This is a genomic window from bacterium (genome assembly GCA_041649255.1).
Taxonomy (GTDB): Bacteria; Hydrothermota; UBA3073; order JACQXS01; family JAQTXJ01; genus JAQTXJ01.
On the sequence record JBAZNK010000002.1, the window covers coordinates 26,963 to 41,885 of the forward strand.

A 14,923-nucleotide genomic window follows, 5' to 3' on the forward strand; every position below is an offset into this window, starting at 1 on the left:
TTTTCCATACAGAAACCGTTCCTTTTCTGTATGAAATATTCCTATGGGAAATTTCCGCATATATCATGCTGTTTTGTATGTTCCTGTTGCCCAAGTAATAACATATCGGCGCCAGCGTCAATGTGCTTATTAAAGTGGAAATAAACACTGGTAAACACTAGAAGAATTGTAGGAAGCAAACCTATAAAAGCAGTTAAAGGAGGTAGAAAAAATGGTTTTTAAAGTATTTTCTCATTTTTGCCTTGAACGTAATTGCGGCAAGGATTGAACGGGTTTGAACCAGATTGAACAGGTCTCGTTCAAAGCTGTTCAATTTGAACAATTGAACAGAGGTAAAAACTAGGGACAATAACTATTTGTTTTCTTCCGTATAAGCATGTTTTTTAATGTTTTCCAACTGAATACCTCATTACAACTCTTTGGGGTTTTCCCTTTAAGGGTTGTTTAATTAGAGTTTGCGACGTGGGAGCATTTCCGCCTCAGGCGGACTAAGTTATCCAGCTCGCAGGATATCCATTTTCTCAGGTTATGGAAAAAATTACTTTCCCCTTGACTTTTTGTTATCCCCGTTTTACATTGGAATCAGTTCTTTGATACTTAATTTGTAACTTGCGTGTGTAAAAGCTCCGACAGAGCCATGTAAGTTACCTCAGTAGCGTAAGCTATTGGGGGTGGTCTATTGCTCCTAAGTCTCTGTCGGAGTAGCTACGACTTCGGTCGTAGCCGAGCAATTTGGCTGCCCCTTTTTTATTTGCGGGCAAGGAGGGAATAAAATGAAGCTGAAGAGATTTAGATATAAATTATAAGATTTTTAATTAAGCCTTTTAAGGCTTGAAAGGGGGAACGATGTCTAAAAAATTGGGTATAGTTTTAATCAGTGGAATGTTTGTTTTTTCTTCCTTATCTTATGGTAAGGAGAAAGAGCCTGTTGTTTCTGGTTGTATGTCTTTTTTAATTCCTGGACTTGGACAGGTATACAATGGGCAGGTTGCGAAGGGTTTTTCATTTTGGGGAGCTAATTTATTTGGAGACTACTTAATGATAGTAGCGACAACCTCAACTGACCCCACAACATCTTGGCTTTGTTTTATTCCAGGTTTAATTATTTGGGGAGGTAGTGGCATTTGGAGTATTGTTGATGGTGTAACTGTTGCCAATAAAATTAATAGTGGTCAAAAGGTGGAACTGGAGCTCAAATCTGTAAATTTAAGTGAGTTGAATCTTTATCCCCAAACCAAAAAAAACGGTCTTGAATTAGCTTTTACTTATAAGTTTTAAGAAGGAGGAAAAATGTGGAAAGAATCAAGTCTCGTAGTTTTGATAGGTATATTGTTATTCACCGGGTGTGGAAAGAAAAACCCTACCGATGGGAGTAATAGTAATCATCCCCCATATACTCCTGGGAACCTTATCTATAGTCCTTCTGACGGTGCAACAGGAGTTGTTACTTCTGCTCAATTGAATTGGTCAGGTGGTGACCCAGATGCAGGTTCTACGGTGAAATATACGGTCTATTTTGGTACCCAATCACCACCACCTTTAGTGTCTTCTGACCAATCTAATACAACTTATAACCCCGGAACGATGATTGGAGCTACCACGTATTACTGGAAAGTTATGGCAAAAGACAATTTCGGTGTCACTGCAACAAGCCCTGTATGGTCGTTTGAAACTTATGGAGCCCATAGAAATGAATGGAATTGGACTAACTCATCATGGAGTACTCTACCAGGTAATTATACTTATCTTGGTCCGTATTCTTTAAATGCTGGTGATTCTTTGAACATTACTGTAACAAATGTTTCGTCAAACACTGGAGGACTGTTTTGTTGTACTGCCCAAGATTTCGCCAACTGGCAAGCAGGAAATACTTCTTATTCTATCTTTTCTGTTAATGGTTCTACAGGAGGAACTTGGAAAGTATGCGTTTCTTCAACGGATAATTATTATTTTGTTAATGATAATACCAGTTCTATTGTTACAACAGTTACATTTGATCTTAAAGTTGATGTGATAAGATGGGCATGGTATAAGTAGATAATAAAACCAGCCTGCTCTTTGCAGGCTGGTTTTGTTTTACCCAAAAGTTAAATTGACATACCTTAGGCAACTATTAAACGAATTTCCTCCTTGACACTCTTATAGCTATGCAATATAAATTTTCTTAATTGGATATCATATAAGCAAATGAGAAATATAGGTAAAAAAGAAGCGATAGAGAATCTTAAAAACTGGGGAAAGGTTTGTCACCACCCACAGAAAGAAGTTCAAAAGCATATTAAACACCCCAGTCAACAGAAGAAAATAGATGAGATATTAAAAGATGTGCCTTTATTAAAAGTAAAGAGGGCAAAAGCTTTTTGGAATAAATGGTGCAAAGAGATAATGAAAAATGAGGAGTTGGAACAGATTTATCGTGCATTGGACTCAAGTCTTAAAACAAACCGTTCTTATTGGCAATTCAAACGCGTTGCGATATTATTCTTGTATATTTATGGATACATATCAGATAAAGAGTTAGATTTGATTAAAAAAGATATAGATAAAACCGAGCAGATTTTTGATAAACATAGAAAAGAGATGAAAATAATTAAAGAAATAGACGACGCCCTGCGAGATAAGAAGTTCCGGGGACATATTCCTATGAATGTTTCCTGTCTGGCTATAGGAGCAAGCATTACGTTTACAAGAGCAGTAAAAGCAATTTTAGACGTGATTGAAAGACTGCATAAAGATAAGGATTACAGAGAAGGACATTATTACGGTGGCACAATTGACTGGGATGAAGCTATTTTATTCAGCGGACAACCATATGAATGGTGCAAAAAAGGAGGGAAAAATGAAAGAGATGACAGTTAAGTGTTTCAAAAAAGGGGATAAGGCGTTGGATGTATTAAAACTCAAACACAATCTTGAGTTTGATAAGCACAACAAACATACTGCATTGATTGAAACTTATAAAGTTTATTTTTATCCGAATAAAACCCTAATGATGATTGAAGGATTAAATAAAAAAGGCAAGATGATATTTCTTAAAAATTGCTCTACTGCTTCATCTTTTGGAGATGATAATAGCGTTTATATCTATCGGAAACGAAATAAAACAGACAAGAAAGTCCCCGATAAAGATTATAACTTTATTGTATGCAATAAAAGCGGACAGGTTATAGAACATGAATACTGTGGTGGATCTAAGAGTACTTACAAATATGACGCCAATAATCGTTTAATAGAAGAGGTCTCCGATGGCTCAGTTATCTGGAAATACAAATATGATAAAAAAGGCAGGAAAATATCGGAAACAAAATATGATGACGATAACTCTATAAGGAATATCAGAAAGTATTATTACGATGATACAGACAGACTGTTGAAAAGAAAGCTTTCGGAAAAAATACTTTCCGGAGAATATCTAGATTCTTATTCTTTGTTTCATTACGATAAACATTCTAACCTTATTAAAGAGGAAAATTTTGACTGGAATAAAAAGGTATGCAAAGACTGGAATGAGTATAAATATTCTAAAGATGGGAAGCTGGTAGAAAAACGAGATTGTTGTATAGCAAAATCTAAAACAAGAGAAAGAGAAAAAATTAAATATTTTTATGAAAACAAACTGCTTAAAGAGGAAATCGTGTATCTTGAAGAACAACCGGGATTATCTGATACAAGCGCTATAAAGAGTAGATTATATTCAAAGACCTGTTACACCTATGATTCTCATGACAGGCTGATTAAGAAAGAAATATTTCAAGCTGATGGGAAATTAGACCATCGTTATATATGGGAATATGACAACAAGAAAGTTGTTATGGATAAAAAAGCGTTAGCAACTCTTTCATATTTTCAAAACGAAGGATATAAAGTATTAATTAATAATAACAGAGTATTAAAGGAAAAGGAAAAAATGTTTGCCCCTACCCTCCTTAACGATTGTCATTGGGAATTTATAACTACTTACGAATATGATAAGTATGGCAGGCTTGCTAAGGTCACTATGCGTTGAGAGATATAATACACCAAACAGTTAATAATAGTCAATAACACTAAATTAAAATAAAACTTACAAAAAAACGATTGATTATATGCGCGAACAAGTAGACAACGGATATGAAACCCTCTATAAACAGGAACGCATGGAATTTCTCTTCGGGTAATTCAGAGAAGATATTTGCTATATTTTATCAACTGGTTACTATAAAGATGTTGTTCGTACTTGCCGGTTACGGTATCGTCAAGTTTTTAAAGAGAGACAAAGAACTTGAGCCAGAATTAGGAATTAGATAGATTTGGGCGTATCGTTTAAAACGTCTCCCAAGAGACTCGGAAAAGCCAGACTTACCAAAATTCTCTTCACGGAGGCCATCCACAACATCCCCCTGCGTCCCATAAACTCTTTTTTAAGCACTTTTCCCAATGTATGCCTTTTTGCTTCTATACGCCCCAAATCGCTTAAAAAGGTCATTTAGGACACCCCTTAAAAAATACTCTACCCTGTGTCCTGCAATTTTTTTAGTCAAGTATAAGGAAGGGGCTAATTATGGTTCTTGTTTGAAAAAGTGTTCCGTTTTGGGAAAACAAATATTAGATTAGAGGGTAAACAAATTTTATTCTTTAAAATATTAAAGGTAAGTTTGTGATTACATAGGGAAAGATTAAAGCCTGAGAAATTGGGATTTAATACGCTTATTGAAGTAGAAATAAACACTGGTAAACACTAGGAAGAATACTAGGGAGTAAACGTATAAAAGCGGTTAAATCAGGTAGAAAAATGGATTATTAAGTGTTTTCTCATTGGTAGCGCTGGTAATACTTACAATAACGACTGCTAGGCTTTGCTGGATTTTGAAAAATCCTTCAGCAATTCCTAGCTATTTGGTAAATTGCTGGAATTGTTAGAATGAAAATAGGGGATAGATTACTAATTTCTTGTCGAAGTTTTCAACATTCTCGATTAAATACCTAGTTTCCTTTGAGGTGAGGCGAGTTTAGTCGGTGGAGTTAGTTTAGTCCAACAGAGCTGGATAGCAACCCCCAAGGACTATCGTCCAAGAGTTTGTTATAAGTTGAGTTAGTTAAGTTGGTTTCCACTAAAAAAGGCGGCCATGAAAAGAAGTGGCCAGTAGAAAGTCCTGCGAGCAGGATAGAAATCCCTCCAGTAAAAGACTCTAGACAAACAATCCTTAATTAACATAAGGGCTTGTAAGTAATCGCTAAAGCTTCAAAGGCTTCCTATAGATAGACATAAAAGAGGGATTAAATAGCGCACAAAATCACTTTTTTCTTATTTTTCCATTGTTAGCGTTGACAATGTTTCTAGCAAGGATTGACAAGTTTTGACAAAATCCATCAAAAACCTCTGTCAATTTTTGTCAATTTGACAAATTGACAAAATGAAAATAGGGGGCGGGTTACTAATTTTTTGCCGAAGTTTTCAATCTTTCCGAGCAAATACCTTATTACAACCCCTTGGAATTTTCCCCTTAGGGGGTTGTTTAATTAGAGTTTGCGACGTAGGAGCATTTCCGCCTCAGGCGGACTAAGTTATCCAGCTCGCAGGATATCTATTTTTTCAGGTTATGGGAGAAATCACTTTTTCTTGACTTTATAAAATAATCCCTGTATACAATAAAAAACTTTATGGAAGAACCTAGAGAAGAACAAATCCATCTGGAAATCTTAGAGTTAAAAGAAAACCACCCCGAATTATTCTCGCAGGAAGTCTTTAATTCGTTAATCAAAGAAATATCTATCAAAGAATCAAGCATTAAAGCATATATTACCCTTTTTTTCGGATTCATATATGTCTATAATGACAAAAATAAACTTTCTAAAGAAAAACAGGATTTGAGAACGGAAGATATATGGCGAATTTTTAAGCTTTTTGTATCGTTGAATAAATCAGAACAATATTGTGAGCTTTCCAGAACTATTCTTTTCGAAGAGAAAGATAAATTACATCCCGGGGTACAAAGTCATTGCATTAGAGCAGCAAACCTTTTTCATAAAATAAACTCTGTAAATATTGACGGGATTGGAGTTATAGAGTGTTTATTTGAAGGAAGCGTTAAAGAAATGTTAGAAAAATCCCGTTCCCATGAAAAAGCCAAAAAATTCTTTTATGAATTATGTTATCAAGAAATTCTACATTATAAAATGCTTAAATTCCAGTTGATAAAATGTTTTAAGAATGACTTTTTGTACAAAATAGGAAAAGATGAGATAGAAAACATTTTAGTTCAGCTATTTTTAGGCGGAAGCGAAGAAGTAAAAATAAAAGAGCCTATTGTAGGACAAGAAAAAGGAAAGCTTAAACTGGAAAGATACGAATGGCATAATGTTACAAAAACTCACAGGGACGCTGCAGAAAACATCTTATCTTCTTATAAGGAATTCGTAAAAGAAATTATAAAAACTTATCGTTATATCAGTTTAGAAAGTAGAAAAATACCGATTAAAGATAAAAACATCTATGGAGGTAGACCGGCATCTGGAATGTCTTTTAAAAAATCATTATATGATCTCGTAGAGTTATTAAAGTCATTAAAAACAGGAAAAGTATACGAAAGTGTATTGTTATGTCTTATATTTTATGGCACAGATTCATTTGAAGAATTTAGGAATGATACTATGGATGCTGAAACTCTAATAAAGCAAATTGAGAATAATACGGGAGAATATAGCCTAGATGCTAAAGGAAAGAATATTTTTGACAACCAAGATGAACCTGTCCGTAGCTATTTCTGGACTTGTAGAGAAACGATACGAAAAAAAGTAACTGAATATAGAAAATTTGTTAGAGAAACGCCCTTGCCCCAAAAAGAGAATTTAACAATTAACATCCCTTAAACTCTAAAACCCTTTGTAGTTCTAACTATTTAACCAAATTTTTCAACCTTAATCCCATTCCAGTGGGAAGGTATTAACAACAAAACTACCTCAATAACTTCCCATGGGATACTATTACCCCTAAAACTAGCTTAATAATCGGGCTTTGCCAAATCAATAAAAATGTAGTATAATATACTATAAAATTAAAATGTTACTATTGAATTGGTTTCATAACAGTCGAGGGACTATTGAATAAACAAAAAAAGGTGAATAAAGGGAAAAAACAGAAAGTTAAACAGAATAAGACAAAGGGAAATCAAATAAGTTACAAAAGTTCCAACTTAATTTCAGCAAAGAAACATAAAAATAATACCAGTTTGTGTAATTTATCTCTGGGAAGCGTTAAGTTCGAGACAGATGACTTTACCCCAAGTACTTTAAATATACTTGCAAGATTTATAAAGGATTGTAGTAATAAAAATCATTCTGATGGGCAAAATACAAAGTAGTAAAAAAGTGAGTATGATTTTCTTGACAATAAAAATTTATCATCGTAATATAACAAATTATTAAAACATGGAAAACAAAGAATTAATAAGAGCTAGTATTTATGTCAGGGTCAGTACTGAACTCCAAGAAAGAGAGGGCTGTTCACTTGGTGAGCAAGAGAGAAGATGTAGAGCGTACTGTGAAAGTAAGGGATGGGTACTTTACAAGGTTTATAAAGACTCGGACTCCGGTCGGAATATTAACCGTAAGAAATTACAGGAGCTGATACAAGATGCAGGATTAGGATTTTTTAACGTAGTAGTTGTTTTCAAACTCGATAGGATGAGCCGTAATGTTAAAAATATGCATCATATAATAGAAGAGTTTGATAAAAGAGAAGTGAATTTTGTATCTATCACTGAGTCCCTTGATACGAGTAGTTCTGTCGGAAGACTTACCTTTAATATGTTATCTTCCATTGCTGAGTTTGAGTCTGATGCCATAGGAGAACGGGCTTATATGGGAATGCTTGGCAAGGCGGGAAAATGTAATTATAATGGCGGAACTATTTCTGATGGATATAAAGTAGAGAATAAAAGGTTAACAATTGATGAAACCAGAACTCCAATTATACGGCAAATTTTTGAATTATATTGCCAAGGCCATCCTGAAACTAAACAAGAAATGAGCACCAGCACTATAGCTAAGTGGCTCAATGAAAAGAACTACCATACAAATCAGCACACTACAAAGGCAGGCAAACTTATTGGAGGAAAAAAATGGGGAAGTGAAACAGTAAGAATAATTTTGTCTAACCCTGTATATTATGGTGTTTATACGTGGAATAAATATCGTATTAAACGTAAAGATGGTAAAGTAATTAGCCAACAAAGAGATAGGAAAAATTGGGTATATATAGAAAATGCCCATGAACCTATTGTTTCAAAGGAAATATTTTTGGCTGCACAAGAAAAGCTTAAAGTGAAAAGGAAAGCCAGCGATAAAGAGTGTCAAGAAAACTATTTATTTAATGGATTATTACATTTTTCTCCCTGCGGAATAAAATTAGAGGGCTGGAAGAAAACAAGAGCAATAGAAGAAAAAGATGAAATAAAAACTTATGAAGATAAATACTACCGTTGCAATCCTTCCGGTTGGCGAAGGATAAGAGGTTTAAAAAGCGATGAACCACTTACTCCGCATTGTGAAGATTGCAGGCTTAAATATGTGAGAAAAGAGGTGATTGAACCTTTTCTTATAGAACAAGTTAAGAATCTTCAGGGAAGACTACCAGAGATTAGGGAGTTAGTGGAAAAGCTGAAAGTATGTAAAGATACTGAAACAGAAGATTTAGATAATAAAGAGCAAAATTTTATAAGGGAAAAACGTATACTTGAAAATGAGAAACAGAGGCTATTTGACCTACTAAAGAAAGAGAATATTGCATTAGATAAATTTAGCCAACAGATAAAAGAAATTGCTGAGAGAGAAAAAAAAGCAGAAGATGAACTTTTTCTTGTTTCTGTTCAAAAGGCACAGTTATCTTATACTGAACAGGATGCTTCAGTGGCGGAGGAGCTTATACTCCAGTTTAGAGATTATTTGACTTGGGCTACTGATACGGAGAAAAAGCCACTTGTTCAAGCATTAGTAAAAAGAGTAGATATCGAGTCAAATGGTAAAGTAAATATAACGTTCAGACTTCCTCTTCAGAATAGGGAAGTCAGTAGTTCTGTTGTAACGATGGCGACGTAGCTCAGTTGGTCAGAGCAGAGGAATCATAATCCTTGTGTCGGGGGTCCGAATCCCTCCGTCGCCATAAAAAAATAAATAACCCCGCTAGCATGGTTTAAACTCCGAAAAAATACTTACCCAACAGACTTATAGAAAACACTTATAGTCAAACTGGGAGATAGGTAGAAGCATAAAGTTAAGAACTTAAAGAGAACAAAAAAATAAGATGTTTGTTTGAAATTAATTATTTTCTATCATCGTTACGCCTAATCCAGATTTATCAGTTACCTTATTTTCACCGTTTTCGGTAAAAACTCCTCCATCGACTACATCTTTTCGTAGCATTAGATGTCCGTCAAGGTCTGCATATTTGATGTTTTTTGTGGCAAGTGCTAAATGTGTTGCAGCCGCGATGCCAATTCTTGTCTCGACCATACAACCTATCATACAGGGGATACCTGCACTTTCTGCGATTGCTGCAATTTTTGCTCCTGCTTTTATTCCACCAGCTTTCATTAATTTTATATTGAATAAATCACAAGCTTCTTCACGGATTAAATTTATTGCATCATAAATAGAATGTATGCTTTCATCTGCCATAACGGGGATATCAGTGTTATTTTTTACGAATTTTAATCCTTTGATATCCCAATAAGCAACGGGTTGTTCGACAAATTCAATTTCATATTTTTCAAGTTTTCTTAAAACTTTTATTGCGGTGCGTGGATCGTATCCCTGGTTAGCATCAACTCTTATAGCCAGTTTATAACCAAGTTCTTCACGGAGTAATCTTATTTTTTCTATATCTTCCTCCGGATCCAGACCGATTTTTATTTTTATTACTTTTGCTCCGTTTGTGACAAAGCTTTTCCCTTCTTCTATAGTTTCCGATATAGATTTGATACCTATAGTAATGGAAGTTGTTATAGATTCTCTGAATCCACCAAGTATGGTTTTCAATGGCATACCAAGATATTTGCCGAGTATATCGTGCAACGCAATATCAACTGCACATTTTACACTTGGATTAAATATAATTCTTGCATTGACTTTATCCATTAGTTTTGCTATAAACAAAGGATTTTCGTCCATAATCTGTGGTATTATATCAGTTTGCATTATACTAATTGAAGCTCCTACTGTTTCACCTGTAATTCTGTGTGAAGGGGATATTTCTCCAATGCCGGTTAAACCGTTATCAGTTTCTATTTCTACAACTACACCTTCATATTCAACGTCTTCTCCAAGGGCAATCTTAAATGGAACTTTTAGTGGTAAAAGTATAGGTTTTACGTTTACTTTCGTGATTTTCATTTTATTCAACCTCCTGATAGGGGAAATTATTTATTTGTAAGTTTATTTTTTAACCACTCTACTGCTTTTTCTCCGTGATATAAATTTTTTAATTCTTCATCTATATTTGAAGTTCTAACGATTATTATCCAACCGCTGGCATAAGGTTCTTTATTTATAATATTAAGGTTATCTTCTAATTCCTGATTTACTGTAATAACCGTACCGGAAACAGGAGCTATGAGTTTATCAAATTGAATTCTACCGCATGGGTCTCCCTGTATTAGTTCATCGTTTTCAAAGGGGAAATCAAGATAAGTTATTTTTCCTGCTAATTTTTGATAAAAGTCGGTTACGCCTATCCGTACATTTTCTCCCTGTAGTTTTACCCATGTTCCATTTTCGTGATAGTAAAGATTATCAGGTAAATTATATCCTTCTATTATTGCCATTTTTTTATGGAGTTTTATACTTAATAATAACTAAAAAGTCAAGGGAAAATTCTCACTTTCATAAATATACTTGATATTATCGTATAATTATTAATTTATTTCTATATTTAACCTCATTTTCATCCTGAGATTGAGTTTCTTCTGCCTTAGATATAAAATGTATAAAATAGACTCCTGTAGACACTTTATTCCCGTGCGAGTTGGTTCCATCCCATAATGTACTGTGTAATCCCGGCAGTACTCCTTTAAATGCGAATTTTTTTGTGATTCTTCCACTTATGTCATAAATTACGATTTTTACTTCAGATGTTTTCGGCACGGAATATAGTATAAAAGCTTTGTTTTTTGTTGGGTTTGGCATACAGGGATATAATTTATAGCTCAAAGGTGTATTTTTCTCTTTATCCTCTATGCTGGTAATTATTTCTGCCATATCACTATTGTATTTAAGGTCTGAGATACTATCTCCTCCAATAATGGCAAATGATATTGTTGTGTCTTTACCTGCATCCAGATTAAAAGGTCCTGTCGAAGCCAGTATGCCCCAATCATCTGTTGTGTCAAGAACGGTAGAAGTTAAAGCCCCATTAAGAAATTTAATTTTAATGCTATCTTGAATAAACCATCCCGGGTATACATAAGTTTTACTGTTGATTGCGCTGAGGTTTGCAGGGTTTAGAGGACTGATAAGTTTTATGCCGACACATCTGGAGTTTATTTTGGCATATTGATATATTAAATGTTTTGAAGAATCTATGCCGACTTTGTCTTTCAGTGAGTTTAATGTGTCTACATCAAACTCCATATATTGTCCTGCATATAAGTTATTTATCGGGGATGTTCCGGTGTTTGTTATTTTATATTTCATAATTACGAAGTCATTGTAAGGTTGGGTAGACCAAGCTGAAGATAATTGGTTTACGGTTATATTTTTTGGAGCAGGATGATTTGCATCATTATAAATAGCAATCCCGTCCTGATTGGAGAATTTATTTCCTCCCATTCTTAGTTTTCCATCCGGGGTTGAGGTTTCTTTCCAATCGCCGGTTCCTTCCGCATTAAAATCTTTATTTACTACATAATTTGAAGCGTTCCCGACCCATAATGAACCTATCCATAAGAGATTGCTACTGTTATGTGGGTATTTGAAGCCGGTGCCTTCGCCGTTTTGTTTTGTGAATCCGCATACACCATTACAAGTAACGGTAAATTGGAGGTTCCCTACGTCGTGGTCAGCGTACATTAATCCGGGAAGACCAACTTTCACAACAATCGTGTCTGAATTTGAATACTGAATTAGTCCATTCCATCCTATTATTTGTATTTCAAATATTATGCTATCGCCAATATTAATACTGGGAGTTGTATTGACCTTAAAGGGTATTCCGTTTCTAGTTTCGGTATGAGGTATTTCGCCGAAGGTTGACTGTGAATCTATAATTGCTGTATAGGGGCTGGTTGTTCTTAAAACTGCTCTTACAGAATCTAGATTACCGGTTCCCGTATTTTTGACACGGGGCGTAATTTTTGCTTCTTCGTCGGGGTCCAAATATCCGTTAGGAGTATTGCCCTCGGAGTCATTAAGTTGATAGGACTGGTAAATTGGTTTTGGTCTAGCAACTTGAATGTTTAAACTATCATACCAGATATTAGCCGAATCATCGGTAATTTTTATACGAATTTTTATGATATGCATATCAGGGGTATTAGGTGAAATTGAGATTTTATATGTCCCTGAGTTTGTACAGCTGTCTTTTGATAAAATGTTGCCATAACTTTGAGTTGTATCTGATATACCGGAAACAAGGGTGTCATTTGTTGTAATTGTTCCGCTAACGCCTGATGCGGTTATAGTTCCAGGGTTCCATAATGTAAGGTATAAATCTATTGTTTCTCCCGGATTAACAGTACTGTCTGCATTTCCTATGTTGTCTGTAATGTCATGATTTTTATAACTAACATAAGGCCCCTGTCCCACCACAGTAGATGTCCCTTCGTAAGGATAAAAATTATGTGCAGTTGCAGTTACATAGATATTCCCGGGGACTGCAGGTGAAATATTAAATACTGCATTTCCTGCCGAATTTGTATATCCTGTTTTATAGATTTCAGTTCCTTTCATCAGGCATACTAATGTACTTTCCTTAGGACTGCTATTGTGCGAACAATACACATTAAAGTTTTGTGAGCCTGTTCCGATATTAGATAGATAGTTAACAGTGAGGCTTTCCGGGGCTTCTGTCCAGACTGGTAATTCCGGGTCTCCGAATAATGTTAATTCATAAATAGAATATCTCCAAAGAGTATCTGTTTGAGCTATACCACAGTATGGATTTTTAGAAAGTGTGTGAGCAATACCTAGATGATAAGCTCCCGAGTTAAATAATTGGTTATAAAATTCAAGGTCCAGTAATTCGGCGTAACCCATATAAGGTGGTGTTCCCCAACCATATCTTGTATTCATCACGGAAGCTACTCCACCGCCGTTAGGGCTGTTTACTATATGCTCTGCAAGGCAATCATAATTATAATCACTAGTGTTAATTTCATCCACTGCTCCCGTAAAACAGGAAATTGCATTGTGAATACCGAATTTATTAGTATTGTTAAGAATATCCACAAAGGGAATTGAAAAGCTTTGACCTGCTACCATTATTACGGGTGCGCCTCCATGTGCTGCATAATGTACAAGTCCAAATCCAGCATTGACAGAATCAACAACTGCATCCCGTGATAAGTTGCCATTTTTGTAATATAATTTGCCTTCTGACCAGCCTGATGGAGTAATGGATATTATTGAGTCACTAACTATATCTCCATTATAATTTTTTGACGGCCATAATTCTGCACCTACGAGTAATATTTTTTTTGCATATCCTTTCAGTGAATTTTTTTCATAAGCAAGGATTTTATCTACAAATATTTTTGCCTGATTTATGTCTTTTGCGGGAGCTCTGCCGACATATACATCCGAATAAAGGTCTATACTGTCGTCCATTTCTCCGTATATGCCATTTCCATTTTTATCCCATGTCCCGTCTAAATCAGAATAATAAAGATCGCTGGGGATAGTATCTCCGTCCGGATAAGGACATATGTCAGTATTAACACAAAAAACATCTCTTCGTGGGACAATTTCTTCATTGTTTTCGAAATCAGATTGTCCCCCTAACAAAAAGTATTGAGTTCCCCAGTTGGTATAAGCGTATCGTATAAACTCACGAATTTTTGTTTGTCTGTCTATCCCGGAAAAAGTATTGTAAATAGAATCTACAATCATAACTTTAGATTTAATGCCTTTACGGGTTTTCCAATCTGCAAGACGCTGAAACTCGCCGGACAAGGCATTATTAGTTATTATGCAATATTGAAATTCATTCTGTTTGTTTGTTATCTGGGGCGCATAAGTTTCTATATTTTCGGGATTTAATACTATGTTTTTAATTTCCTGTTTAATTGTATTATTCTGAAATGGGGTTAAAAGGTTGGTTTTGGAAGTATGAGTATAGTTTAGTTTTATTTTTATTGAGGAATAAAATATAATTTGTTTTTCTGATGGGATATATTGGACGGGATAAATTAGAATACTTGCAATTTTATATCCTCCTTTATTTCCTGTCCCAACAAGTTTTGCGAGATTTCCAGGATAAGTTGTAGGTGAATTGTAAATTACAGGATTGGGAGAAATAAATTCGGGGACTGGAAGATTGTAAATCATTGGTTGAGGGCGTTGTGCAGGGAATAAAAAATATTTATCAGGTAGTTTTTCATTGCTGGTAGAAATTACGTCTAAAGAGTTTACTATGGCATCTTGAGGAATAAGTATATGAATTTCATAAAAAGGAATAATAGGTGAACCTGCTTCTGTAGTATGTAGAATTGCTCCGGGAGTTAGTTTGTCCGATTTTAAAGATAATATTTGATATCCATTGATTTCTTTATTGGACAAGGATGACTTATTGAATTGTATTTCTTTTGTTATTTTTTCTGCGAATAATAAGGTAGTGTGGATTTGTGTGGCAGTAAGTAAAATAAATAAAAAGACTTTGGAGAAATTCTTATAAAAAAGCGAATTATTCATTTTGAATATTATATATTACAGACTTTTAAAGTCAATACTTAAC

Annotated in this window: 11 protein-coding genes and 1 tRNA gene; 8 read left to right on the plus strand and 4 right to left on the minus strand. The window is 34.7% G+C overall.

Translation table 11 applies throughout. The features are described from left to right. Positions 1 to 846: 846 nt before the first annotated feature. From WC614_01575 to WC614_01595, 5 genes are all read left to right on the plus strand, one after another. Positions 847 to 1,278, plus strand: a complete 432-nt coding sequence (locus WC614_01575) for a hypothetical protein (GenBank protein MFA5031685.1) — start codon at positions 847 to 849, stop codon at positions 1,276 to 1,278. 12 nt (positions 1,279 to 1,290) lie between these two features. After that, positions 1,291 to 2,037: a hypothetical protein gene (locus WC614_01580; protein MFA5031686.1), complete on the plus strand. Its 747-nt coding sequence runs from the start codon at positions 1,291 to 1,293 to the stop codon at positions 2,035 to 2,037. Positions 2,038 to 2,187: 150 nt separating this feature from the next. Continuing rightward, positions 2,188 to 2,859: a hypothetical protein gene (locus WC614_01585; protein ID MFA5031687.1), complete on the plus strand. Its 672-nt coding sequence runs from the start codon at positions 2,188 to 2,190 to the stop codon at positions 2,857 to 2,859. Next, positions 2,840 to 4,006: an RHS repeat domain-containing protein gene (locus WC614_01590; protein ID MFA5031688.1), complete on the plus strand. Its 1,167-nt coding sequence runs from the start codon at positions 2,840 to 2,842 to the stop codon at positions 4,004 to 4,006. Before WC614_01585 ends, WC614_01590 begins: the two co-directional genes overlap by 20 nt. A gap of 104 nt (positions 4,007 to 4,110) precedes the next feature. Continuing rightward, on the plus strand, positions 4,111 to 4,287 hold the full coding sequence (locus WC614_01595) for a hypothetical protein (protein ID MFA5031689.1): 177 nt from the start codon (positions 4,111 to 4,113) through the stop codon (positions 4,285 to 4,287). Here WC614_01595 and WC614_01600 read toward each other — a convergent pair. Next, complete coding sequence (locus WC614_01600; GenBank protein MFA5031690.1) at positions 4,280 to 4,465, minus strand: hypothetical protein; 186 nt, start codon at positions 4,463 to 4,465, stop codon at positions 4,280 to 4,282. The genes WC614_01595 and WC614_01600 overlap by 8 nt on opposite strands. 1,175 nt (positions 4,466 to 5,640) lie before the next feature. On the opposite strand from WC614_01600, the gene WC614_01605 reads away from it, so the two are divergent. From WC614_01605 to WC614_01615, 3 genes are all read left to right on the plus strand, one after another. After that, a complete protein-coding gene (locus WC614_01605; GenBank protein MFA5031691.1) occupies positions 5,641 to 6,849 on the plus strand; it encodes a hypothetical protein in 1,209 nt (402 codons plus the stop codon). 558 nt (positions 6,850 to 7,407) lie between these two features. After that, the gene (locus WC614_01610; protein MFA5031692.1) at positions 7,408 to 9,075 is read left to right on the plus strand and encodes a recombinase family protein; all 1,668 of its coding nucleotides are present in this window, start codon (positions 7,408 to 7,410) and stop codon (positions 9,073 to 9,075) included. Further along, a tRNA-Met gene (locus tag WC614_01615) sits at positions 9,066 to 9,139 on the plus strand. Before WC614_01610 ends, WC614_01615 begins: the two co-directional genes overlap by 10 nt. Positions 9,140 to 9,294: 155 nt before the next feature. Here the strand turns inward: WC614_01615 and WC614_01620 are convergent. From WC614_01620 to WC614_01630, 3 genes are all read right to left on the minus strand, one after another. Then, entirely contained in the window at positions 9,295 to 10,368 is a 1,074-nt protein-coding gene (locus WC614_01620; GenBank protein MFA5031693.1) for a dipeptide epimerase, read from the minus strand. Between the two features lie 26 nt (positions 10,369 to 10,394). Beyond that, positions 10,395 to 10,799 (minus strand): glycine cleavage system protein H, encoded by a 405-nt coding sequence (locus tag WC614_01625; protein ID MFA5031694.1) that lies wholly within the window; start codon positions 10,797 to 10,799, stop codon positions 10,395 to 10,397. 76 nt (positions 10,800 to 10,875) lie between these two features. Then, positions 10,876 to 14,880, minus strand: coding sequence for a C25 family cysteine peptidase (locus WC614_01630; GenBank protein ID MFA5031695.1), 4,005 nt, complete (start codon positions 14,878 to 14,880; stop codon positions 10,876 to 10,878). Positions 14,881 to 14,923: the final 43 nt, after the last annotated feature.

What these genes read in the sequence shown, in the direction of transcription:
- WC614_01575 (MFA5031685.1), top strand. Translation starts at nt 847, where the DNA reads ATGTCTAAAAAATTGGGTATAGTTTTAATCAGTGGAATGTTTGTTTTT.
- WC614_01580 (MFA5031686.1), top strand. Translation starts at nt 1,291, where the DNA reads ATGTGGAAAGAATCAAGTCTCGTAGTTTTGATAGGTATATTGTTATTC.
- WC614_01585 (MFA5031687.1), top strand. Translation starts at nt 2,188, where the DNA reads ATGAGAAATATAGGTAAAAAAGAAGCGATAGAGAATCTTAAAAACTGG.
- WC614_01590 (MFA5031688.1), top strand. Translation starts at nt 2,840, where the DNA reads ATGAAAGAGATGACAGTTAAGTGTTTCAAAAAAGGGGATAAGGCGTTG.
- WC614_01595 (MFA5031689.1), top strand. Translation starts at nt 4,111, where the DNA reads ATGAAACCCTCTATAAACAGGAACGCATGGAATTTCTCTTCGGGTAAT.
- WC614_01600 (MFA5031690.1), bottom strand. Translation starts at nt 4,465, where the DNA reads ATGACCTTTTTAAGCGATTTGGGGCGTATAGAAGCAAAAAGGCATACA.
- WC614_01605 (MFA5031691.1), top strand. Translation starts at nt 5,641, where the DNA reads ATGGAAGAACCTAGAGAAGAACAAATCCATCTGGAAATCTTAGAGTTA.
- WC614_01610 (MFA5031692.1), top strand. Translation starts at nt 7,408, where the DNA reads ATGGAAAACAAAGAATTAATAAGAGCTAGTATTTATGTCAGGGTCAGT.
- WC614_01620 (MFA5031693.1), bottom strand. Translation starts at nt 10,368, where the DNA reads ATGAAAATCACGAAAGTAAACGTAAAACCTATACTTTTACCACTAAAA.
- WC614_01625 (MFA5031694.1), bottom strand. Translation starts at nt 10,799, where the DNA reads ATGGCAATAATAGAAGGATATAATTTACCTGATAATCTTTACTATCAC.
- WC614_01630 (MFA5031695.1), bottom strand. Translation starts at nt 14,880, where the DNA reads ATGAATAATTCGCTTTTTTATAAGAATTTCTCCAAAGTCTTTTTATTT.